Origin of the sequence: uncultured Shimia sp. (assembly GCF_947493595.1) — a bacterium.
Taxonomy (GTDB): Bacteria; Pseudomonadota; Alphaproteobacteria; order Rhodobacterales; family Rhodobacteraceae; genus Shimia.
On sequence record NZ_CANLRL010000001.1, the window covers coordinates 724,630 to 746,962 of the forward strand.

General features: G+C 58.6%; 26 protein-coding genes. 24 read left to right on the forward strand and 2 right to left on the reverse strand.

The features are described 5' to 3' along the window. Window positions 1-132: 132 nt before the first annotated feature. The 6 genes from fabD (at window position 133) to mltG (ending at window position 5,522) form a co-directional block, all read left to right on the forward strand. Window positions 133-1,071, forward strand: a complete 939-nt coding sequence (gene fabD / locus Q0955_RS03640; RefSeq protein WP_299419992.1) for an ACP S-malonyltransferase — start codon at window positions 133-135, stop codon at window positions 1,069-1,071. Continuing rightward, window positions 1,068-1,676, forward strand: a complete 609-nt coding sequence (locus Q0955_RS03645) for an alpha/beta hydrolase (protein WP_299419995.1) — start codon at window positions 1,068-1,070, stop codon at window positions 1,674-1,676. The genes fabD and Q0955_RS03645 overlap by 4 nt, the downstream gene beginning before the upstream one ends. 11 nt (window positions 1,677-1,687) lie before the next feature. Next, a complete protein-coding gene (gene fabG / locus Q0955_RS03650) occupies window positions 1,688-2,425 on the forward strand; it encodes a 3-oxoacyl-[acyl-carrier-protein] reductase (protein ID WP_299419996.1) in 738 nt (245 codons plus the stop codon). Between the two features lie 229 nt (window positions 2,426-2,654). Next, window positions 2,655-2,888, forward strand: a complete 234-nt coding sequence (locus tag Q0955_RS03655; protein WP_058240599.1) for an acyl carrier protein — start codon at window positions 2,655-2,657, stop codon at window positions 2,886-2,888. A 223-nt stretch (window positions 2,889-3,111) separates the two neighbouring features. Then, entirely contained in the window at window positions 3,112-4,371 is a 1,260-nt protein-coding gene (fabF, locus tag Q0955_RS03660; RefSeq protein WP_299420002.1) for a beta-ketoacyl-ACP synthase II, read from the forward strand. Continuing rightward, window positions 4,371-5,522, forward strand: a complete 1,152-nt coding sequence (mltG, locus tag Q0955_RS03665; RefSeq protein WP_299420005.1) for an endolytic transglycosylase MltG — start codon at window positions 4,371-4,373, stop codon at window positions 5,520-5,522. Before fabF ends, mltG begins: the two co-directional genes overlap by 1 nt. 78 nt (window positions 5,523-5,600) lie before the next feature. Here mltG and Q0955_RS03670 read toward each other — a convergent pair whose 3' ends face one another. Further along, a complete protein-coding gene (locus Q0955_RS03670) occupies window positions 5,601-5,768 on the reverse strand; it encodes a hypothetical protein (RefSeq protein ID WP_299420008.1) in 168 nt (55 codons plus the stop codon). A 296-nt stretch (window positions 5,769-6,064) separates the two neighbouring features. Between Q0955_RS03670 and Q0955_RS03675 the strand changes: the two genes are divergently transcribed. The 18 genes from Q0955_RS03675 to cysE all read left to right on the forward strand — a co-directional run bounded on the left by Q0955_RS03675 (window position 6,065) and on the right by cysE (window position 20,949). Further along, a complete protein-coding gene (locus tag Q0955_RS03675) occupies window positions 6,065-6,391 on the forward strand; it encodes a hypothetical protein (RefSeq protein WP_299420011.1) in 327 nt (108 codons plus the stop codon). 64 nt (window positions 6,392-6,455) lie between these two features. Further along, window positions 6,456-7,682, forward strand: coding sequence for a terminase family protein (locus Q0955_RS03680; protein ID WP_299420014.1), 1,227 nt, complete (start codon window positions 6,456-6,458; stop codon window positions 7,680-7,682). Window positions 7,683-7,813: 131 nt separating this feature from the next. Next, window positions 7,814-8,998, forward strand: coding sequence for a phage portal protein (locus tag Q0955_RS03685; RefSeq protein WP_299420016.1), 1,185 nt, complete (start codon window positions 7,814-7,816; stop codon window positions 8,996-8,998). Continuing rightward, window positions 8,991-9,218, forward strand: a complete 228-nt coding sequence (locus Q0955_RS03690; protein ID WP_299420019.1) for a hypothetical protein — start codon at window positions 8,991-8,993, stop codon at window positions 9,216-9,218. Before Q0955_RS03685 ends, Q0955_RS03690 begins: the two co-directional genes overlap by 8 nt. Continuing rightward, on the forward strand, window positions 9,215-9,778 hold the full coding sequence (locus tag Q0955_RS03695) for an HK97 family phage prohead protease (RefSeq protein WP_299420022.1): 564 nt from the start codon (window positions 9,215-9,217) through the stop codon (window positions 9,776-9,778). Before Q0955_RS03690 ends, Q0955_RS03695 begins: the two co-directional genes overlap by 4 nt. Before the next feature lie 30 nt (window positions 9,779-9,808). Next, window positions 9,809-10,990 (forward strand): phage major capsid protein, encoded by a 1,182-nt coding sequence (locus Q0955_RS03700; protein WP_299420025.1) that lies wholly within the window; start codon window positions 9,809-9,811, stop codon window positions 10,988-10,990. A 140-nt stretch (window positions 10,991-11,130) separates the two neighbouring features. Beyond that, window positions 11,131-11,730, forward strand: a complete 600-nt coding sequence (locus tag Q0955_RS03705; RefSeq protein ID WP_299420028.1) for a head-tail connector protein — start codon at window positions 11,131-11,133, stop codon at window positions 11,728-11,730. After that, window positions 11,727-12,068: a head-tail adaptor protein gene (locus Q0955_RS03710; RefSeq protein ID WP_299420031.1), complete on the forward strand. Its 342-nt coding sequence runs from the start codon at window positions 11,727-11,729 to the stop codon at window positions 12,066-12,068. The genes Q0955_RS03705 and Q0955_RS03710 overlap by 4 nt, the downstream gene beginning before the upstream one ends. Continuing rightward, complete coding sequence (locus Q0955_RS03715; protein WP_299420034.1) at window positions 12,065-12,481, forward strand: DUF3168 domain-containing protein; 417 nt, start codon at window positions 12,065-12,067, stop codon at window positions 12,479-12,481. The genes Q0955_RS03710 and Q0955_RS03715 overlap by 4 nt, the downstream gene beginning before the upstream one ends. Before the next feature lie 14 nt (window positions 12,482-12,495). Next, window positions 12,496-12,909, forward strand: a complete 414-nt coding sequence (locus tag Q0955_RS03720) for a phage major tail protein, TP901-1 family (RefSeq protein ID WP_299420035.1) — start codon at window positions 12,496-12,498, stop codon at window positions 12,907-12,909. A gap of 2 nt (window positions 12,910-12,911) precedes the next feature. Beyond that, window positions 12,912-13,247 (forward strand): gene transfer agent family protein, encoded by a 336-nt coding sequence (locus Q0955_RS03725; protein ID WP_299420038.1) that lies wholly within the window; start codon window positions 12,912-12,914, stop codon window positions 13,245-13,247. Beyond that, window positions 13,234-13,443 (forward strand): rcc01693 family protein, encoded by a 210-nt coding sequence (locus Q0955_RS03730; RefSeq protein WP_299420041.1) that lies wholly within the window; start codon window positions 13,234-13,236, stop codon window positions 13,441-13,443. The genes Q0955_RS03725 and Q0955_RS03730 overlap by 14 nt, the downstream gene beginning before the upstream one ends. Then, window positions 13,430-14,083 carry a phage tail tape measure protein gene (locus tag Q0955_RS03735; RefSeq protein ID WP_299420043.1) on the forward strand — a complete coding sequence of 218 codons (654 nt, stop codon included), beginning with the start codon at window positions 13,430-13,432 and terminating at the stop codon, window positions 14,081-14,083. Before Q0955_RS03730 ends, Q0955_RS03735 begins: the two co-directional genes overlap by 14 nt. A 9-nt stretch (window positions 14,084-14,092) precedes the next feature. Next, window positions 14,093-14,725, forward strand: coding sequence for a DUF2460 domain-containing protein (locus tag Q0955_RS03740; RefSeq protein ID WP_299420046.1), 633 nt, complete (start codon window positions 14,093-14,095; stop codon window positions 14,723-14,725). Next, window positions 14,725-15,612 carry a DUF2163 domain-containing protein gene (locus Q0955_RS03745; RefSeq protein ID WP_299420049.1) on the forward strand — a complete coding sequence of 296 codons (888 nt, stop codon included), beginning with the start codon at window positions 14,725-14,727 and terminating at the stop codon, window positions 15,610-15,612. Before Q0955_RS03740 ends, Q0955_RS03745 begins: the two co-directional genes overlap by 1 nt. After that, on the forward strand, window positions 15,609-16,055 hold the full coding sequence (locus tag Q0955_RS03750; RefSeq protein WP_299420051.1) for a peptidase: 447 nt from the start codon (window positions 15,609-15,611) through the stop codon (window positions 16,053-16,055). The genes Q0955_RS03745 and Q0955_RS03750 overlap by 4 nt, the downstream gene beginning before the upstream one ends. A gap of 28 nt (window positions 16,056-16,083) precedes the next feature. Then, a complete protein-coding gene (locus tag Q0955_RS03755; RefSeq protein WP_299420054.1) occupies window positions 16,084-20,007 on the forward strand; it encodes a glycoside hydrolase/phage tail family protein in 3,924 nt (1,307 codons plus the stop codon). 126 nt (window positions 20,008-20,133) lie between these two features. Continuing rightward, window positions 20,134-20,949, forward strand: coding sequence for a serine O-acetyltransferase (gene cysE, locus Q0955_RS03760; protein WP_299420057.1), 816 nt, complete (start codon window positions 20,134-20,136; stop codon window positions 20,947-20,949). A gap of 71 nt (window positions 20,950-21,020) precedes the next feature. Here the strand turns inward: cysE and Q0955_RS03765 are convergent, their stop codons facing one another. After that, window positions 21,021-22,331, reverse strand: coding sequence for a pyruvate dehydrogenase complex dihydrolipoamide acetyltransferase (locus Q0955_RS03765; RefSeq protein WP_299420059.1), 1,311 nt, complete (start codon window positions 22,329-22,331; stop codon window positions 21,021-21,023). Window positions 22,332-22,333: the final 2 nt, after the last annotated feature.

A 22,333-nucleotide genomic window follows, 5' to 3' on the forward strand; every position in this document is an offset into this window, starting at 1 on the left:
AGTAGTGCTGGTGGTGGGCAGTTTTTTGCGCGTTGATGTGGTGTGTTGGCGACGGTTTTCCCCCGCTATTGACGTTGCGTGCGCGGGCGGTGCGCGCTATGCCAATCCAAAGATTTGCAAGGAGAGCCAAGAATGAGCCGTGCATTTGTGTTTCCGGGACAGGGTGCCCAGACCATTGGAATGGGAAAAGCATTGGCGGAGGCCTATCCAGAGGCCAAAGCGGTGTTTGACGAAGTAGACGCAGCCTTGGGCGAAAGTCTGAGTTCGCTGATCTGGGAAGGAGAGCAAGAAACGTTGACCCTAACGCAGAATGCGCAACCTGCGCTGATGGCGACCTCGCTTGCAGCGATGAAGGCGCTTGAGGCGGAAGGTGTGACGATTGCTGCGGCTTCGTGCGTGGCGGGCCACTCGCTGGGCGAATACTCCGCTTTGGCAGCGGCTGGCGCGTTGAGCATCGGTGACACAGCGCGCCTGTTGCGCACACGTGGCGAAGCGATGCAGGCGGCGGTGCCTGTGGGCGAAGGCGCGATGGCGGCGATTTTGGGCTTGGATTTTGCAGCGGTGCAGGAAGTTGCGGAAGCAGCGGCGCAGGGTGAAGTCTGTCAGGCGGCGAACGACAATGACCCAACACAGGTTGTGGTGTCTGGTGCCAAGGCGGCTGTAGAGCGCGCCGCTGAGATCGCCAAGGAGAAAGGCGCGCGTCGTGCGGTGATGTTGCCAGTGAGTGCACCATTCCACTGTGCTTTGATGCAGCCTGCGGCAGATGTGATGGCTGAAGCGCTGGCGCAAGTAGAAATCAAGGCACCTGCAGTGCCGGTGATTGCCAACGTACGTGCGGCGGCGGTCTCTGATCCGGATGAAATCCGCAAGTTGTTGGTGGAGCAGGTGACAGGATCTGTGCGCTGGCGCGAATCGGTTCAGACCATTGCGGCTGATGGCGTGGCGGAATTCTGGGAAATTGGCGCGGGCAAAGCCCTGTCCGGCATGATCCGAAAAATCGATCGCAGCAACGCTGTGCGGGCCGTGGGCACCCCAGAAGATGTGAAAGCGGCGGCGGAGAGCCTGTCTTGAACCGACGCTTTGTTGCCGTTTGCGGTGCTGCAGTCTTTGGGCTGGCGGTTCTGGCGGGCTGTGTGCAATTGGAGGTGGCGTATCTTAATGCCACCGACACCATTGAGTTCGAAGCGGATGGTGGCGATCTGTTGGTGAATGGCACGCTGAACAGCCGCAGTTTGGTGGCGTTTGAGCAAGCTATGATCGAAAATCCAAATGTGACGCGGTTGGTTTTGATGGACGTTCCGGGCTCGGTGGATGATGAGATCAACCTGCAACTTGGCCATCGTGTTCGGGACTTGGGGCTTGATACCCATGTGACGGCGGAGAGTGACATTCACTCTGGCGGCACGGACCTGTTCCTGGCGGGTGTCGAGCGCAGCATGGAAGAGGGCGCTGTCTTGGGAGTGCATAGCTGGGGGGCAGGCAACTTGCAGGGCCGGGACTTACCTAAATCTGACCCGGATCATGCGTCTTATGTCATTTACACCAAGCGGATGCTGGGCAGTGATGCGTTTTATTGGTTCACCCTGGAGGCGGCGCCGGTGGAGGACTCCCACGTGATGAGTGCCGCAGAGATTGCAAAATATAGGCTTTTGACTAAGCCTGTTGTGAAAAACTGAGAGAGACAAACATGTTTGATCTGACTGGAAAAACCGCACTGGTCACCGGTGCATCGGGTGGCATTGGTGGCGCAATTGCAAAAGCGCTGCATGCTGCGGGCGCAACTGTTGGCCTGTCTGGCACACGTGTTGAGCCACTTGAGGCGCTGGCGGCTGAGCTGGGCGAGCGCGCGCATGTTTTGCCGTGTAACCTGAGCGACGGTGAAGCGGTGGATGCGCTACCAAAGCAAGCCATTGCGGCTATGGGCAGCGTCGATATCTTGGTGAACAACGCCGGTATCACGCGGGACCAGATTTTCATGCGCATGAGCGACGATGAGTGGCAGAGCGTGATCGACGTGAACCTGACCAGCGCGATGCGCCTGTGCCGGGGTGTGATGCGTCCGATGATGAAGGCGCGTTGGGGCCGGATCATCAACGTGAGCTCGATTGTTGGTGCAACCGGCAACCCGGGTCAGGTGAACTATGCCGCCTCTAAGGCCGGTCTGGTTGGGATGACCAAATCCATTGCCTATGAAGTGGCGAGCCGTGGCATCACCGCCAACGCGGTTGCGCCGGGTTTCATTGCCACAGCGATGACTGACAAGCTGAACGATGATCAGAAAGAGACCATCAACAAGCAGATTCCAGCGGCGCGTATGGGCTCTTCTGAAGAGATTGCGGCGGCTGTTCTGTACCTCGCCAGTCCTGAAGCAGGTTATGTGACCGGTTCGACCTTGCATGTGAACGGTGGCATGGCCATGTTGTAAGCCTTCGCGGCGTCCAATAGGGCGCCGCAATTGTCGTCGGGGAAAGCGTTTGCGTTGTGAAGCGGATGTGTTATAGGCGGCGAGTATTTTCCGGGTGCCTTGAGGGGTGGACGGAGACCTTCCGGTTCAGCCGGAGCAAAACCGTCCCATTGTGGGGCACAAATCGAACCTGCCCGCGCGGGCGGGAATTCAAACGGGCCAATTCGCCCAATACGAATGAGGAATTGACATGAGCGACGTCGCAGACCGCGTAAAAAAGATCGTTGTAGAGCACCTGGGTGTGGAAGAAGACAAAGTTGTTGAAGCAGCTTCCTTCATTGACGATCTGGGCGCAGACAGCCTCGACACCGTGGAACTGGTTATGGCTTTTGAAGAAGAGTTCGGCATCGAGATCCCGGACGATGCAGCCGAAACCATCCAGACCTTCGGCGACGCCGTTAAGTTCATCTCCGAAGCTTCCTAAGCTGGAGATCCTGCAATTTGCAGGTGAGTGAGAATATCAAGCGTCCGTCTCTTTGGTGAGGCGGGCGTTTTGCTTTGGCGGGGCGGGAGGCTGCCGCTGAGAAAGGGCCCAAAACTGAGCGCAGATATGCGCAACGGGCCGAAGTGTGGGTTGGCCGCTCTTGCCCCTTGGGGGTGAAGCGGGGTATGAACCCGCAAAAGACTTCTGAGGAAGGGCATAGAAAATGCGTCGTGTTGTTGTCACCGGGCTTGGGCTCGTCACTCCATTGGCTTCCGGTGTGGAAGAAAGCTGGACTCGTATTCTGGACGGTCAGTCCGGTGCGGGCACCATCACCCGATTTAACCCTGAGCGTGTCACCACCAAATATGCGTGTGAAGTCCCGTATGGCGACGGCACCGATGGTACCTTCAATCCAGACGATTGGATGGCGCCAAAAGAGCGTCGCAAGGTCGACGACTTCATTCTGTATGGGGCTGCGGCATCTCAGATGGCTGTGGAAGACAGTGGTTGGATGCCGGAGGACACCGAGTCGCTGGAACGCACCGGTGTGATGATTGGTTCCGGCATTGGCGGCCTTCAGTCGATTGAGCAAACCACGCTGTTGATGGCCGAAAAAGGCCCGCGTCGTGTGTCTCCGTTCTTTATTCCTGGTGCGCTGATCAACCTGATCTCCGGACAGGTGAGCATCAAATACGGGTTCAAAGGTCCAAACCACTCGGTTGTGACCGCGTGTTCCACTGGTGCGCATGCGATTGGTGATGCGGCCCGTTTGATTGCCTCTGATGATGCGGATGTGATGGTTGCCGGTGGCGGTGAGGCGGCGATCTGTGAGATTGGCATTGCCGGCTTTAACGCCTGTAAGGCGCTGTCGACCGGATGCGTAGATGACCCAACCAAAGCCAGCCGTCCATATGATGCCGACCGTGATGGTTTTGTCATGGGCGAGGGTGCAGGTATTGTGGTGTTGGAAGAATATGAGCACGCCAAAGCGCGTGGCGCAAAAATCTACGCCGAAGTGCTGGGCTATGGCCTGTCAGGCGATGCATACCACATCACAGCCCCGTCTGAGACCGGTGAAGGTGGTGAGCGCTCTATGCGGGCGGCGCTGAAGAAAGCGGGCCTTGAGCCAAAAGACATCGACTACATCAACGCACACGGCACCTCCACGATGGCAGACACCATCGAGTTGGGCGCTGTGGAGCGCATGATGGGCGAGCATGCCAGCAAGGTGACCATGTCCTCGACCAAGTCGATGACCGGGCACCTGTTGGGCGCGGCGGGCGCGATTGAGGCGATCTTCTCGATCCTGGCGATCCGCGATCAAGTAGCTCCACCCACGATCAACCTCGACAATCAGGCGGTGGAAACAGCTATTGATCTGGCTCCCAACAAGAAGGTGGAGCGCGAGATCAATGTGGCGCTGTCCAACAGCTTTGGCTTTGGTGGCACCAATGCGTCCGTGATCTTCGGAAAGGTTGATTAATGTGGCGCTCTGTTGCGTCTAACGCACTGACTTTTCTAATTGTGGCGCTCTTCCTATTGGGGGGCGTCATCCTTTTTGGACAGTCGACCTACCGTGCAGAAGGGCCGTTGAACGAGCCTGTTTGCGTGCGGGTGCAGCCTGGCTCCAACATGAGCCGTGTGTCGCAATACCTTGAAGATAAAGGCGCAATTGCAAGTGGGACTCTGTTCCGGTTGGGCGCGGACTACTCGGACAAGGCAGACAAGCTGAAAGCGGGTGCTTTCCTTGTGCCTGCCGGCGCGTCGATGGAAGAGATTGTTGACATCGTCACCCGTGGCGGCGCGAGCACCTGCGGCACGGAGGTGGTGTACCGCATTGGGGTGACCCGCAAGACAGTGCAGGTGCGGGAACTTGATCCGGCAACTGGCAGCTTTGTTGAAGTGGCGGCGTTTAACCCAGCGGAAGACGAAGCCCCTGCGGATTACACACGGGTGCGCAATGAAGCAGACACCCGCTATCGCATCGCCGTGGCCGAGGGGGTTACCAGCTGGCAGGTGATGGATACGCTGAACAGCATTGAGTTGCTCAGTGGTGAGATTGAGCGACCTGAAGAGGGTAGCCTTGCGCCGGACAGTTATGAAGTGCGTGTCGGCGACACCCGTCAGAGCGTGATTGATCGCATGCAAGATGCACAGGAGTTCCTTGTGGCGGCGGCTTGGGAAAGCCGGGCCTCGGATGTGCCGCTGCTCTCGCCAAATGAGCTGCTGATCCTTGCGTCGATCATTGAAAAAGAGACAGGTGTGGCGGAAGAACGGCGTCAGGTGGCCAGTGTGTTCACCAACCGTTTGAACCGTGGCATGCGTTTGCAAACTGACCCGACCGTTATCTATGGCGTGACCGAAGGGGTTGGCGTGCTGGGGCGTGGGTTGCGCCAAAGCGAGCTGCGTCGGGAAACCCCGTGGAACACCTATGTGATCGACGGTCTGCCGCCGACACCGATTGCCAATCCGGGCCGCGCGAGCCTGGAAGCGGCGGCCAATCCTGATACCACGCCTTATATCTTCTTTGTGGCAGATGGCACTGGTGGTCACGCTTTTGCGGAAACCTTGGCCGAGCACAACCAGAATGTGGCGGCCTGGCGTAAGATCGAGGCGGAACGGGCCAACCAATAAAGTGGTCACCTGTTGAAACACAAAACGCGGTGCTTTTGGGCGCCGCGTTTTTGTTTGGAGTGGTCTGCGCCAAAGCCGTTAGTTGGGCAAAACCTCAACGAGGATTTTGGCAGGCAGTTGGAACGTCGAGCTGGCGCTGTCGGAGGCGGGGCCTGCTTGCACTGTGCCAAAGAAGCAGGCGGCGGCAAGTGACAGTCTTAAAGTCCAGGACGGCGTCGTATTGGCAGCGATACGCATCGTGGTCACCCTTCATTTGTCCAACTTAAACCCACCACAGAAAAGTTTAGTTTTTGATAAGGGCGCAATTGCGGCGGTAGAGTTCCAGTTTGGAAACACTGCGTTTCGGGCTTCGCGCAACAGCTGCGAACTGTGGGTTAATGTATTGAAAACATGTGTAATATTGATTTTAGGTGCGAGTTTGTGTTAAGATTAATTTGGCTGGAACCACGTGGATGAAAAGCTGAGCGCCCCAAGGAGTGGCGTGAGAATTCGCGTGGAACTTGTGCGGAGGGGCAACTGCGCATGAGAGGCAAAGAGCAGCAATGACACAACATTTCACGCCTTCGGGTGGACGCGTACTGGATCAGGAACTGGACGCGCTGCAGCTACTGTTGCGGCGGGTGACCGATGAGTTGGAGCGGGTGAAACACGCGTTGCAACAGGAGGGGCCGCAGGGGGCTGCGGCGGGGCGGCGGGTTCTGGCAGAAGTGCGGCAGTGCATGCGATTGGCGCTTTTGGTGGAGAAAGACATTGAGCAACGCACAGCAACGGACAGTCCGGCAGCACATTCCCAACTTGACCTCGACGCCGCGCGATCTTCGATCGGGCGCCGCTTGGATCGCCTCCGAACCGCGCGCGGTGCAGAGTGAGTTTTTGGACAGCCTAACGGAAGGGGAGCTCTTGGCGCTCCCCTTTTTGTTTGAGTTTTGGGCCATGCCGCATCAGTTGCCGCCCGAAGGAGATTGGAAGACTTGGGTGATCCTTGGTGGACGCGGGGCCGGGAAGACCCGGGCCGGAGCCGAATGGGTGCGCTCTATCGTGGAGGGGGCTAAGCCGCGGGACCGCGGACAGGCGCGGCGGGTGGCGCTAGTGGGGGAAACCATCGATCAGGTGCGCGAGGTGATGATCTTTGGTGAGAGTGGCTTGATCGCCTGCGCGCCACCGGATCGGCGACCCGTGTGGGAAGCGGGGCGGCGACGGTTGGTTTGGCCCAACGGGGCTGTGGCGCAGGCGTTTTCGGCGCATGATCCGGAGAGCCTGCGCGGGCCGCAGTTTGATGCGGCTTGGGTCGATGAATTGGCGAAATGGCGTAATGGTCAAGAGACATGGGACATGTTGCAGTTTGCGTTGCGGCTTGGGGAGAACCCTCGGCAGGTGGTGACAACCACGCCGCGCAATGTGGATGTGCTGAAACGGCTTCTGCAAGTGGGGAGCACGGTGCAGAGCAGTGCGCCAACGCAGGCCAATCGCGCCAACCTGGCGGAGAGTTTTTTGGCAGAGGTGGAAGCGCGCTACGCGGGCACGCGACTGGGGCGGCAGGAGTTAGAGGGTGTCTTGATGGAGGATGCCGAGGGGGCGCTGTGGACCCGTGGGCAGTTGGATGCCTTGCAGTGTGAAGACTTGCCGGAGATGGACCGGATCGTCGTTGCGGTGGACCCGCCGGTCACTGGCCATGTGGGCAGCGATGCGTGCGGAATTGTCGTGGTTGGCGCGGTCACCGAAGGGCCAGTGCAGGACTGGCGGGCTTATGTGCTCGACGATGCCACTGTGCGGGCAGCAACGCCGGACGCTTGGGCACGGGTCGCGTTGACAGCGATGGAGAGCTGGGGCGCGGATCGGTTGGTGGCGGAGGTCAATCAGGGCGGCGATCTGGTGCAGTCGGTAATCAATCAAGTGGATCCTTTGGTGCCTTTCAAAGCTGTGCGGGCCAGTCGTGGCAAAGTGGCCCGGGCAGAGCCGGTGGCGGCGCTCTATGAGCAGGGAAGGGTGTCACATCGCGTAGGGCTCGGTGATTTGGAAGATCAGATGTGTCTGATGACAGCGCAAGGTTTTGTTGGCTCGGGCAGTCCGGACCGCGTGGATGCATTGGTTTGGGCGCTGCATGAGCTGATTGTGGAACCATCTGCACATTGGCGGCGCCCGAGGCTTCGGGAGCTGTGACGCAACAGCAGCGCACGGTGAGAAAGTTTCAATTTAAGACAATTCCTTCAGAACTGTATGTGTCCAAAGCGGACGGACCAAGTTGAGCGGGTCGCCTGAGCGGCGGCGCAGAGATCCGGGAGCGGCAGAGCATGCTAGGGAAGTTTTTGCAGAAGAAGGCACCAGAGGCAGCGCCTCAGGCCAAGGCCAGCGCGACAGGTAAGGTTGTGGCTTACCACAGCGCCGGTCGGGTGGCCTGGAGCCCGCGCGATACGGTGTCGCTGACCCGCACGGGGTTTGCCGCCAATCCGGTGGGGTTTCGCGTGGTACGTATGATTGCCGAGGCTGCGGCGGCGTTGCCTTTGGTGTTGCAGGATCAGCGCCAGCGGTTTGAGACCCACCCGGTGCTCAAGTTGTTGGCCGCACCCAACGGGGCGCAGGGCCAGGCGGAATTGTTTGAAGCGCTGTATGGGCAGCTTCTACTGTCTGGAGATGGATTTATCGAAGCGGTTGGCGGTGAAACGGGCGCGCCCGTGGAACTGCATGTGCTGCGCTCGGACCGGATGAGCGTTGTGCCAGGCGCGGATGGCTGGCCGGTGGGCTATGAATATGCGGTTGGCGCGCGCAAACACCGGTTTGCGGTGGGGGAAAACTCTCCGATTTGCCACATTAAGACATTTCATCCTCAGGATGATCATTACGGGCTGTCCCCTATGCAGGCGGCAGCGATGGCGATGGATGTGCACAACAGTGCCTCGCGTTGGTCCAAGGCCTTGCTGGACAATGCGGCCCGGCCCTCGGGTGCGATTGTTTATAAAGGAAATGATGGGCAAGGCAGCTTGTCTTCGGATCAATATGACCGATTGGTCAGTGAGATGGAGAGCCATCATCAAGGCGCGCGCAATGCCGGACGGCCGATGCTATTGGAAGGCGGGTTGGATTGGAAACCAATGGGGTTTTCGCCCAGCGATATGGAATTTCACAAGACCAAAGATGCGGCGGCGCGGGAAATTGCGCTGGCCTTTGGGGTGCCGCCGATGCTGCTCGGCATTCCGGGGGACGCGACTTATGCGAATTACCAAGAGGCCAATCGGGCGTTTTACCGGCTGACCGTGCTGCCGCTTGCGTCGCGGGTGACGGCGGCGGTGGGCACATGGCTGGCGAAATACACGGGTGAAGAGATCACCTTGAAACCGGATTTGGATCAGGTGCCAGCCCTAGCCGTGGAGCGGGACGCACAATGGGCGCGGGTGGCAGGAGCGGCGTTCCTCTCGGATGCGGAAAAGCGGCGATTGTTAGGTTTGCCAGTGGAGTCAGATGAGGGTGCTCATGGGTGATCCGCGTTACGGGTTTGAGAGTTTTGATTGTGCGCCGGGGCTGCGGCTGGAAGCGCATGAGAGGGTGGCGAAGTTGCAGTTTGAGAGTTTGAACCGGCGTTTGGACAAGATCGAACAACTGATTGAGCGGTTGGAGCGACGGTTGTGGCTGACGGTCTATGGCGTGGTCGCGGTAATCCTGGCGCAGGCGTTTCAGTCGGTTCTGAGCGTGACGCCATGAGTGAGGAGTGTGTGATGCAAGACAGCGGTTTGGAGCGGAAGTTTGCGCGGTTTGGCGATGGATTGAACGTCGAGGACGGGCAGGTGATCAGCGGCTATGCAAGCCTGTTTGGCGCGGCGGATCGTGGCGGCGACATCGTGCAGAAGGGGGCCTATGGCGCGTCTTTGGAGCGGCTGTCCAAAGAGGGGCGTCAGGTGAAGATGCTCTGGCAGCATGATCCGGCGCAACCCATCGGCCTTTGGGAAGAGGTGCGCGAGGATGACCGGGGACTTTGGGTCAAAGGGCGGTTGCTCGACAATGTGGCCAAGGGGCGCGAGGCGGCGGCTCTGATTGCGGCGGGGGCGATCGACGGGCTGTCGATTGGTTATCGCACCAAAAAGGCCAGCAAGACCACACAGGGCCAGCGGCTCTTGATGGAACTGGAGCTTTGGGAGGTGTCGCTGGTGACCTTTCCGATGCTGCCCAGTGCGCGGTTGACCGCAAAAGAGGACGCTCTGCTGCCGTTGCGGGAAGCGGCGGCTTATTTGCGGAGCATCAGTCGTGGGATGGCGGCGCAGTAAGCGCCAGAACGAACAAATGGGAAGTCAGTGATGAGTAAGACCGAGACAGAGTCTCGGATCGGGGAAGGCGTGTCTCCGGTCCAGGAAATGAAGTCTGCTGTGGCGGAGTTCGTCAGCAGTTTTAATGCCTTTCGAGGTGAAATTCACGCGGAAATCAAACAACAGAAAGAGCGATTGACTATGCTTGAACGCAAATCGACACAAGCGGCGCGGCCGCATTTGGCGGCGGCAACGGACTTTGATGCGCCACACCAGAAAGCCTTTGATGCCTATCTGCGTACCGGTGAGGATGATGGGCTGCGCGGGCTTGAGCTCGAAGGCAAAGCCATGTCCACCTCGGTGAACAGCGATGGCGGTTACCTTGTTGATCCGCAAACCGCAGAGACCATCAAATCGGTTTTGAACTGCACGGCCAGCATTCGTGGGATCGCCAATGTGGTGACCGTGGAAGCTGGGTCCTATGATGTGTTGATCGACAGTTCGGAAACCGGAGCAGGCTGGGCGGATGAAACCTCAGCCACCACCGAAACCGGCACGCCCACCATAGAGCGCATCGCCATTCCGCTGCACGAGTTGTCGGCATTGCCGAAGGCTTCGCAGCGGTTGTTGGATGACAGTGCGTTTGACATTGAGGCCTGGTTGGCGGGGCGCATTGCCGACAAGTTTGCGCGGGCGGAGGCGGCGGCTTTCATCACTGGCGATGGGGTCGATAAGCCAACCGGCATTCTGACCCACACGGCGGTGGATGACGCCAGCTGGAGCTGGGGCAACATTGGCTATGTGGTCACTGGTGTGGATGGGGATTTTAACGGCGGCGATGCGCTTGTGGATCTGGTCTATGCCTTGGGTGCGCTATACCGCGCCAACGGTAGTTTTGTGATGAACTCCAAAACAGCGGGCGCGGTGCGCAAGTTGAAAGACGCGGATGGTCGGTTCTTGTGGTCCGATGGATTGGCGGCGGGAGAGCCGGCGCGTTTGCTGGGATACCCGGTTCTTATTGCCGAAGACATGCCGGACATCGCGAGTGGCGCGGATGCGATTGCCTTTGGCGATTTTGCCGCCGGGTACACGGTGGCGGAGCGGCCGGACCTGCGCGTTCTGCGCGACCCGTTCAGCGCCAAGCCGCATGTGCTGTTCTATGCCACAAAACGCATCGGCGGTGATGTCAGTGACTTTGCTGCGATCAAGCTGCTGCGCTTTGCGGTGAGCTGACTTCCTGGGTGGGTGGGGCGCACTAGCGCCGTCATCCGGGCGCGCGTCGGACCACACACGTTGTCTGGCTTACCCCCTCCGTTGAAGCGACGTGAGGACGCGCGCCCAACAAAGACCATCGAGAATTTTGGAGTTGTTCCATGATGTTAGTCGAAGAGACCTCGGTGCCGACGGAGGCGCTGCCGGTTCAAGAGTTTCGAGATCACCTGCGGCTTGGAAGCGGGTTTTCTGACGATACGTTGCAGGACAGCGTTTTGGAGAGTTTTCTGCGCGCCGCGATCAGCGCGGTGGAGGCGCGGACCGGCAAGGTGATGTTCCAGCAGACGTTTGGCTGGACTGTGTATGGTTGGCGCGATGGGGCCGTTCAGGGCTTGCCGGTTGCGCCGGTGTTTGAGGTTGTGGACGTGACGTTGGAGGATGCGCAGGGCGCTGTGGTGTCGGTGGCGTCGAGCGCTTACCGGTTGGTCAGAGATGCGCATCGCCCTCGTTTGAAGGGCGTTTCCGGAGCTTTGCCAAGCATTCCGAAGGATGGAAGTGCGACGGTGCGGTTTGTTGCTGGGTACGGTGCAAGTTGGTCGGACAGTCCAGCGGACATGCGTCAGGCGGTGCTGTTGTTGGCGGCGCATTATTATGAGTTCCGCCAGGAAACCACTTTGAGCGAAGGCTGCATGCCTTTTGGTGTGGTGAGCCTTTTGGAGCGGTATCGTCCGATGCGGTTGAGCGCGGGGGCGGTGACATGAGCGGGGCGGTGACATTGTCACGGCGCCTGCTGCTGGAGCGGCCGCTGACGGCACCGGACGGGGCGGGTGGATTTGCCCAGACCTGGGAGACGCTGGGCGCGGTTTGGGCCGAAGTGGTGGTGCGGGGCGGGCGCGAGACGGATGGCGGGACCATGTCGCTTGCAGCGGCCAAGTACCGGATCACGCTGCGTGGGGCGCCGGTTGGCGCGGCGCAGCGGCCAACGCCGGAGTGTCGTTTCCGCGAAGGGGAACGGGTGTTTGCCATCGATGCGGTGACAGAGAAAGACGAGCAAGGGCGGTATCTGGTCTGTCACGCCACAGAAGAGGTGGCGTCATGAGTTATGGAGTTGGGGCGGCGCTGCAAGAGGCGGTCTATGCCGCGCTACAGGTAGATGTCGTGCTGAACACCTTGGTTGGGAACGATATTTTTGACCAGTTACCGGTTGGTAAGGTGCCGGATCTGTTTGTGTCTCTTGGTCCGGAAACGGTCTTGAACCGGTCCGACAAAGGCGGTGACGGTGCAGAGCATCGCTTTGTGGTCTCCGTGATTGGTGATGCCAGCGGCTTTGCCAAAGTGAAAGCGGCAGCGGCGGCAGTGAGTGACGTCTTGGTTGATGCACAGTTGGGCCTGAGCCGTGGGCGGTTGGTGTATCTGCGGTTTGATCGGGCAGTGGCCAAGCGGGACGGGCGCAAAAATTTGCGCCGTGTGGATCTGCGCTTTGTGGCGCGGGTGGAAGACAATCATAGCTAGTTTGGAGAGAGATCATGGGTGCGCAAAATGGCAAGGACCTTCTGATCAAGGTGGATCTGACCGGTGCAGGGGCGTTTGAGACCGTGGCAGGGCTGCGGGCGACACGCATCAGTTTCAATGCGGAAAGTGTGGATGTGACCTCGCTGGAAAGCCAGGGTGGTTGGCGCGAGTTGCTGGCTGGCGCGGGTATGAAATCGGCTGGGATCAGCGGATCGGGTGTGTTCAAGGATGCCGCCACAGATGAGCGGGCACGGCAGATCTTCTTTGATGGGGAAACGCCGGATTTTCAGGTATTTATCCCGGATTTTGGTGTTGTCGAAGGCGCGTTTCAAATCACGTCAATTGAGTATGCCGGCAGTCACAATGGTGAGGCGACATATGAGATGGCGATGGCCAGTGCCGGGGCACTGAGCTTCACCGCGGTGTGACCATGGCCAATCCGTTTGCAGGTGAAGTTGCGCTGACAATTGATGGGCAGCGGCATGTTCTGAAGCTCACACTGGGGGCTTTGGCAGAGCTGGAAGCCGGGTTGGGCGAGGACACGTTGTTGGCGCTGATCAGTCGGTTTGAAGCTGGCCAGTTTTCTTCACGCGATGTGCTGGCGCTGATTGTGGCCGGGCTGCGCGGTGGCGGCTGGCAAGGGGCGTCGGGAGAGCTCTTGCAAGCGGAGATCGCAGGGGGCGCGATCGAGGCGGCACGGGTGGCGGCGCAGTTGTTGGTGCGGGCGTTTGGTCCTTTGAAAACGGCGGACGATGACGGCGTTTGATTGGCCGGTTTTGTTGGCCGCCGGCGTTCAGCGGCTTGGGTTGCGCCCACAAGAGTTCTGGCACCTGACGCCGGCGGAATTGGCGCTGATGCTTGGACAAGGCGGTGAGGAGACCTCGCTTGCGCGGGCAGGGTTGGAACAGTTGATGGACGCATATCCGGATACGGAAGGAGCGGCAGGCAATGGAAGAGATTGACAGTTTTGAAGGGCAATTGGATGCGCTGGAGGTCAGCCTGGGACGGGCCACGGATATGGTGGCTGGCTTTGACGGGGAACTGAGCAATATGCGCAAGGTTTTGGGCGCGGCGGGGCAGGATGTGGCCTCTCTGGAAAAGAGCCTGAGTAAGGATTTGCGTAAGGCGTTCAACGGGTTGGCTTTTGACGGCGTGAAACTCTCGGATGCCCTTAAGACCCTGGCGATGTCGATGATGGACACGGCGTTTAACACGGCGATGAAGCCGGTGACGGATGGGCTTGGCAAGGTTGTGACCTCAGGCATTGGTGGCCTGGTGGAAGGTCTTTTGCCTTTTGCCGACGGAGCTACGTTCACACAGGGGCGGGTGATGCCGTTTGCAAATGGCGGCGTGGTGAATGGGCCGGTGAGCTTTCCGATGCGAGGTGGGCAGGGGTTGATGGGGGAAGCGGGGCCGGAGGCGATATTGCCACTGTCGCGTGGGATGGACGGCAAGCTGGGCGTGCGCAGCCAGGGCGAAAGCCGTCCGGTGCAGGTGGTGATGAATATCACAACGCCGGATGTGGACGGGTTCCGCCGCTCGCAAAGTCAGATTGCAACCCAGATGAGCCGCGCCTTGGGGCGGGCACAACGCAACCGATAGGAGGCGACGATGAGTTTTCACGAAGTGCGATTTCCGGCCAGTTTGAGTTTTGGCTCTATCGGTGGGCCACAGCGCCGAACCGAAGTGGTGACGCTGGTCAACGGGTTTGAAGAACGCAACACGCCGTGGGCGCATTCGCGGCGACGCTATGATGCCGGCGTTGGCATGCGGTCGCTGGATGACATCGAGACCTTGATCGCGTTTTTTGAGGCGCGGCGCGGACAGTTGCACGGGTTTCGCTGGAAAGACTGGGCAGACTTCAAGTCTTGTGCGGCCTCAAAAGGTATCGATCATCGGGATCAGGTGATTGCCACGGGTGATGGCGCGACCACAGAATTTAAGTTGATGAAGACCTATCAATCTGGCGAACACAGCTACGCGCGCCCCATTCGCAAACCGGTGGACGGCACCGTCACGGTGGGGTTGGAAGAGGTGCTGTTACAGGAGGGCGACGATTTTGAGGTCGATCTGACCACCGGGATCGTGAGTTTCGACACGCCGCCGTTTTCCGGCGCACAAATCTCAGCGGGATTTGAATTTGACGTGCCGGTGCGGTTTGACGCGGACAATATTCAGACCAGCTTGGCGAGTTTCAAAGCAGGGGATTTGCCAAATGTGCCTGTGATAGAGGTGCGGATCTGATGGCGTTTCAGGCGGAGCTGTTGGCGCATTTGCAGAGTGGCGAGACCACGGTGGCGCGGGCCTGGGGTATTACGCGCAAGGATGGCGTGAAGCTGGGGTTTACCGATCACGATCAGGACCTGAGCTTTGAAGGGTTTGTGTTCAAAGCCGCGACCGGGCTGACAGCCAGTGCGATTGAACAGGGAGCTGGTCTGTCGGTGGATAACGTCGAGGCCGTTGGAATGCTGTGCGATGTGGCAGTGACGGATCAGGACATTCAGGCAGGTCGGTTAGATGACGCGGAAGTGGTCGCTTGGATGGTGAATTGGGCGAATGTTGGTGAGCGCAGCGTGGTGTTTCGTGGGACAATTGGAGAAATCCAGCGGGCTGGAGGTGCATTTGTCGCGGAACTCCGCGGGTTGTCTGAGAAGCTGAATATGCCGCGTGGGCGGGTGTATCAGCGGCCTTGTACAGCGGTTCTTGGGGATGCGTCGTGCCGGTTTGATGTTTCAGACGCAGCGTTTCAGGTGCTGAGGACAGTTGTGCAGGTGGACGACCGACGGATTTTTGATTTGGGCAGTGTTTCTGGATTCGACGAAGGGTGGTTCACCCGCGGTCAGTTGCAAGTTGTGAGCGGCACTGCGCAGGGGGCAGGCGGCCTGATAAAACGCGATTGGATAGTTGAGAGCGGTGCTAGGCGCATTGAGCTTTGGGAAGCCCTGCAGGTGGAAGTGGGGGCGGGGGATGAGGTGCAAATTACGGCCGGGTGCGACAAGCGCGTCGAAACCTGTCGCGAAAAATTTGCCAATCTTCTGAATTTTCAAGGATTCCCAGACATTCCCGGTGAGGACTGGATTACCAGTTATCCCAAAAAGAGCGGGGGCAATACGGGCGGGAGTCTGCGATGACAAACAGGCTGGGGCATGTGGTAGTCACTGAAGCGCGGCGCTGGATCGGCACACCTTATGTGCATCAGGCCAGCTGCTTGGGCGCGGGTACAGATTGTCTCGGTTTGATCCGAGGGGTGTGGCGTGGGGTATACGGGACAGAACCGGAAGAGGTGCCCGCATACACAAACGATTGGTCAGAAGCGAGTGACAGTGAGGTGCTTTGGCAGGCGGCGTCGCGCAACCTAGTGACCAAAGAGCTTGTCCCAGAAGCTTGCGGAGATGTGGTGCTGTTTCGAATGAAGTCCGGCGCGGTGGCAAAACATTTAGGGATTGTTGGGGAGATAGGGCTGGAGGCCACGGTGATCCACGCATTTGGCGGGCATGCGGTGGTGGAAAGTCCCTTCAGTTGGCCTTGGCGGCGGCGGGTAGTGGCGCGGTTTGCCTTTCCAGATCAGCGTTAATGTGCGGCAGTCAAAAGGATAGCAAGATATGGCAACATTGATTTTGGCGGCCGCTGGGGCGGCGGTGGGCGGCGCTGTTGGCGGCGGTTTGGCGGGCGTGTCCTCCGTGGCGCTTGGACGGTTGGCTGGGGCCTCGTTGGGACGGGTGATTGATCAGAGCCTAATGGGCGGTGGCGCGGATGTGGTCGAGACTGGCAAGATCGACCGGTTGCGCCTGACCCGGTCCGCGGAGGGAGCCGCTGTGTCTAGGGTGTATGGCCGGGTGCGCGTGGCCGGGCAGGTGATCTGGGCCACACGGTTCCTGGAGAGCTACCAGGAAACTGGCGGAGGGAAAGGCGCGCCAAAGGCGCCAAAGACCCGGGCTTACAGCTATTCGGTGTCCCTGGCGATTGCTCTGTGTGAGGGGGAAATTCTGCGGGTAGGACGGATTTGGGCAGATGGTGATGAGATCGGCCGCGAGGATTTAAACCTGCGGGTGTACTTGGGATCTGACAATCAGACGCCTGATCCCATGATGGAGGCCGTGGAAGGGGCCGGAAGGGTGCCAGCCTATCGTGGTACAGCCTATGTTGTGATCGAAGATCTTGAGCTGAGCCGGTTTGGCAACCGGGTGCCGCAGTTTAATTTCGAAGTGGTGCGAGCCACACCCAAACATGTGCCCGAACAAGCGTCCGACTACAGCGAAACCGTGCGAGCAGTGGCGTTGATGCCGGGTACGGGGGAGTATTCTTTGGCCACCACACCGGTGTACTGTCAAGATGAGGACGGGAAAACACGGGTAGCCAATGAACACACGCCATCCGGTTTGACCAATTTTGTGACGTCCCATCAAGATTTGCAGGAAGAGTTGCCGAATTGCGAAGCGGCGTCGCTTGTAGTGAGTTGGTTTGGTGATGATTTGCGGATGGCGGAATGTGGGCTACGTCCAAAGGTCGAAGATGCCACCGTTGATGGAGACAACATGCCGTGGCAGGTGGCTGGGCTGACACGTTCTGCGGCAGAAGTCATTGAAACACTGGATGGGCGGCCGGTGTATGGTGGAACGCCCGCGGATGAAGCGGTGGTGCAAGCCATCCGTCATATGGTCGCGCAAGGCACGCAAGTGACCTTTTACCCCTTTATCTTGATGGAACAAATGGCCGGAAACGGGTTGTCGAACCCCTGGGACGGTGCAGCCAGCCAGCCAGCATTGCCGTGGCGGGGGCGGATCACGGCCTCGGTTGCGCCGGGGCGGAGTGGGTCTCCTGATGGGACTGCGCAAACGGATGCGGAGGTGGCGGCGTTCTTTGGCACGGCTTCTGCAGCGGATTTTCAGATTGGTGACGGCTGTGTCAGTTACTCAGGGCCTGCGGAGTGGACCTATCGGCGGTTTATTCTGCACTATGCGGCGCTATGTGCTGCCGCCGGTGGCGTTGAAGCCTTTTGCATTGGGTCTGAAATGCGCGGACTGACACAGGTGCGTGGCGCGTCCGGGTTTCCTGCAGTGCAGGCCTTAAAGGACTTGGCGCAAGAGGTGCGGGCTTTATTGGGGCCTGGTGTGAAGCTTGGATATGCGGCGGATTGGTCAGAGTATTTTGGCTACCACCCGCAAGATGGATCCGGTGATGTGTTTTTTCATCTTGATCCTCTCTGGTCGGACCCGGAGATCGATTTTGTTGGAATCGACAACTATATGCCACTGTCAGATTGGCGGGATACGGACGAACATTTGGATCAAGGCGCAGGGCGCGGGCAGCAGGATGTCGCTTATTTGAAGGCGAACATCGAAGGCGGGGAGGGGTTTGACTGGTTTTACGCGTCACCTGAAGCCCGAGGTGAACAAAATCGGACGCAGATCACCGATGGCGCGCATAGTGAACCCTGGGTGTTTCGCTACAAGGACCTGCGCAACTGGTGGGAACAGGCGCACCATGAACGCGTGGGGGGGCAGCGCAACTTGCATCCCACCAATTGGCAACCGCAATCCAAACCGATCTGGTTCACGGAAATAGGCTGCGCGGCCATTGATAAGGGGCCCAATCAGCCAAACAAGTTTCTGGATTCGAAGTCCTCTGAATCTGCCGTGCCGTATTTTTCCTCGGGTTTGCGAGAAGATGAGGTGCAACAACGCTACTATCAGGCGCTGCATGAGCATTACGCCGATCCGCAGATGAACCCGGTTTCAGATGTGTACGGGGGTAGCATGGTGGCTTGTGATCGCATGTTTGCCTGGGCCTGGGATGCACGGCCGTTTCCCGTTTTCCCTAACGAGCGCGACGTGTGGAGCGACGGGAGCAATTATTACAAGGGCCATTGGATCAATGGGCGGGTGAGTAACCGCAGCCTTGGGTCTTTGGTTGAGGAGATTTGTATCGACGCGGGCATCTCTGCCTATGACGTATCAGGATTGCGTGGGGTGGTGCGCGGATATGTGCAATCGGATGTGGCCGATGGGCGGTCGGCCTTACAACCTTTGATGTTGCGACACGGCTTTGATGCCGTGGAACGTGATGGGGTTCTGCATTTTGTCATGCGTTGGGATCAGCAGGAATACATTGTTGAGCCGGCATGCTGCGCAGACGTAAAAGATGTCCACGGGGACGTGGAATTTACACGACAGGCGGATGCCGAACTTGCTGGCCGCGTGCGGTTGAATTTTGTGTTGGCGGAACGGGATTTTGAGACTGCGTCTGAAGAAGCCGTTTTACACGACGAAGCGACTTTTTCGGTGGCACATAGTGAGGTCGAAGAGGTTTTGACGCGGGCGGAGGGACGCCAGACGGCAGAGCGATGGTTGGCAGAGGCGCGCGTGGCTCGGGATCGGGTGAAATTGGCCTTGCCCCCAAGCCGGCTGAATGTGGGGGTGGGTGACCTTGTCGAATTGAGTTCTCAAGCCGGAGCGACGCAAAAGTTTCGGCTCGACCGATTGACCCAGCAGGGCGCGCAGGTGGTGGAGGGCGGGCGGACTGAAAGGTCGCTTTATAATACGGCTGAGATGACCGAAGACGTCGCTCAAAAGCCCCGGTTTGTACCGGCGGTGCCGGTTCAGACTTTGTTTCTGGACCTGCCTTTGATGACGGGTGATGAGATTCCCCATGCGCCGCATCTTGCGGTGACCGGCAACCCTTGGCCGGGGGCGGTTGCAGTGTATTCGAGCGACAGCGAGGAAGGGTATGGGTTGAATGGAATTGTCGACGGCAGTGCGATCGTTGGGGTGACTGAAACGCCCCTTTTGCGTGCCAATGCAGGTGTTTGGGATCGTGGTGAGGCGGTGCAGTTGCGGATGCTGAACGGAGCGCTGCGCAGTGCCAGCACACAAGAGGTGCTAAACGGGCGAAACCTGGCGTTTATTGGCGACGGGTCTTCTGGAAATTGGGAGGCGTTTCAGTTTCAGGATGCTGAGCTGTTTGGGGAAAACCGCTATGCGTTGTCGACACGCCTGCGGGGACAGCTGGGGACGGATGTTGTGATGCCAGCGGCTTGGCCGGCTGGAAGCTGGATTGTCTTTCGCTCGTCTCAGCTTACGCAGCTGCCATTTGCAAAAAACAATCGCGGCCAGCCCCGGCACTATCGTATCGGGCCAGCGCAGCGTGGGCTGAATGCCGCCAGTTACACGCATCATATGGAAAGTTTTGAGGGTAATGGTTTGCGGCCCTACGCGCCGGTGCATCTTAACCGGGTGATCAAATCTACCGGCGACATTGAGGTTACATGGATTAGGCGCGCACGGCTGGACGCGGACAGTTGGGACGGATTCGAAGTGCCGCTTGGCGAAGAAAATGAGAGTTATCTTCTTCGCGTACGACGCGCGGATACAATTGTGCGTGAGTTGCAAGTATTTGAAACACGGTGGCAATATCAGTTTGATGATCAAATGGTAGATGGTGGTGTTTCGGGCCTTGAGGTCGACGTGGCGCAAATTTCAGCGGTGTTTGGGCCGGGACCATTTCGTTCCATGGCACTTGAGGCTTGAGGGAGAAGATCAGCAAGGTTCACCAACTTGTGTTTCATTTTATTTGGTTTTTGTCACCGTCACGCCTTTGAATTTGCGGCGCTTGGCTTAGGTGGTGTAGACTTGCCGGGAGAAAAGGGGACCAAGATGGCTGAGACGCAACCCAAAGTGACCGAACTTGATCCGGTCTGGCAGCGCATTACGCGAGAAGCGGAAGACGCGGTAAAAGAAGAGCCGCTGATGGGTGGCTTGGTGCACGCCTGTGTTTTGCACCATCGTACCATTGAACGTGCCCTGAGCTATCGCTTTGCTGCCAAACTATCGTCCAACGAGATGTCGATGGTGATCCTACGCGAGATTGCGGATGAGGCCTTTGCGTCTGATCCAGCGATTGCTGAATCAGCGCGGGCTGATTTGAGCGCGATCTATGACCGCGATCCGGCGTGCCATCGTTTGTTGCAGCCGATCCTGTATTTCAAAGGCTATCAGGCGGTGCAGGCGTATCGGATTGGCAACTGGCTTTGGCGGCAGGGACGGACCGATTTGGCCTATTTCATCCAGATGCGCACCAGCGAGATTTTTGGCATCGACATTCATCCGGCCGCCAAGATTGGCAAAGGCATCATGATCGACCATGCACATTCTATTGTGATTGGTGAGACCGCCGTGGTGGGTGACAATGTGTCGATGTTGCATTCGGTGACGCTTGGCGGGACCGGCAAAGAAGAAGAGGACCGTCATCCCAAGATTGGCGATGGTGTTTTGATTGGCGCGGGAGCCAAAGTGCTCGGCAATATCACAGTGGGGCATTGCAGCCGTGTGGCAGCTGGTTCGGTTGTGTTGCAAGAGGTGCCACCTTGTTCAACGGTCGCTGGTGTGCCTGCCAAAGTGGTGGGCGAAGCGGGGTGCGACCAACCAGCTGTGAATATGAATCAGGATATTGGTGACTGCAGCAAAGGCTGACAGGGTTTTGATTTAAAAAAGAAAAAGGACCGCATAGTGCGGTCCTTTTTTTGGTTGTCTCGCTTGTTGGTTCAGGCCAGCATGGCCATTGGATTTTCCAAATTGTCGACAATGGAGTTCAGCAACTGCGCACCCAAGGCGCCATCGATTACACGGTGATCGACAGATAGGGTCACGGACATAACGGTTGCAACTTCGAGGTCACCTTCAGCGTTCACAACTGGCTTTTTCGTGCCCGCGCCGACCGCCAGAATCGCGCCATGTGGTGGGTTGATCACCGCATCAAAGTTGTCGATGCCGAACATACCGAGGTTAGAGATGGCGAAGCTGCCGCCTTGGTACTCATGTGGGGCTAGTTTCCGATCTCTTGCACGGGTGGCGAGGTCTTTCATTTCCGCGGAGAGCGCGGAAAGCGACTTCATCTCGGCGTCTTTGAGCACAGGAGTGAACAACCCGCCTTCGATGGCCACAGCAACTGCTACGTCAGAGGGAGACAGTTTTAGAATGCGGTCGTTGGCCCACACAGCGTTGGCTTCCGGCACCTCTTGAAGCGCCAGCGCGCAGGCCTTGATGATGAAGTCATTCACCGAGAGCTTGGCACCGCGTTTCTCCAGCTGTTTGTTGAGCTGGCTGCGGAACGCCAAGAGAGCGTCGAGTTTGATATCGCGACGCAGATAGAAGTGCGGGATCGACTGTTTGGCTTCGGTGAGACGCGCGGCAATGGTTTTGCGCATGCCATCCAACGCGACTTCTTCGAAGTCGCGGTCGCCGTACATTTTGAGGACCGTGTCGGTGTCAGGACCGCTAGGCAGTTTGGCAGCAGACGCTGGTGCCGACGGTTTTGCCGCAGTAGCTGCTGGTCGGGCGGCTGGTGATATGGACGCTCCCTCAACATCTGCCTTCACGATGCGCCCACGTGGACCGGACCCTTGAATGGTCGAGAGATCCAAGCCTTTGTTGGCTGCGATGCGACGCGCAAGTGGCGATGCGAAGATGCGGTTTCCGTCTGCAGCAACAGGGGCAGCGGGTGCTGCGGGTGCAGGCGCTGCTGAAACCGCTTCGGGAGTGGCTTCAGGTGCACTCTCAGCCGCTGCGACAGGTGCGGCGGCAGATGACGCACCGATGTCGTCAGCGCTTTCGCCATCTTCTAACAAAATGGCGATGGGCGAGTTTACGGCAACGCCCTCGGAGCCTTCCGGTACAAGGATTTTGCCAATCACACCGTCTTCGACGGCCTCAAACTCCATGGTGGCTTTGTCGGTCTCAATCTCCGCCAACAGGTCACCGGAAGAGACTTCGTCCCCTTCTTTGACAAGCCATTTGGCCAGCGTGCCCTCTTCCATGGTGGGCGAGAGGGCGGGCATGAGGATTTCAATAGGCATGT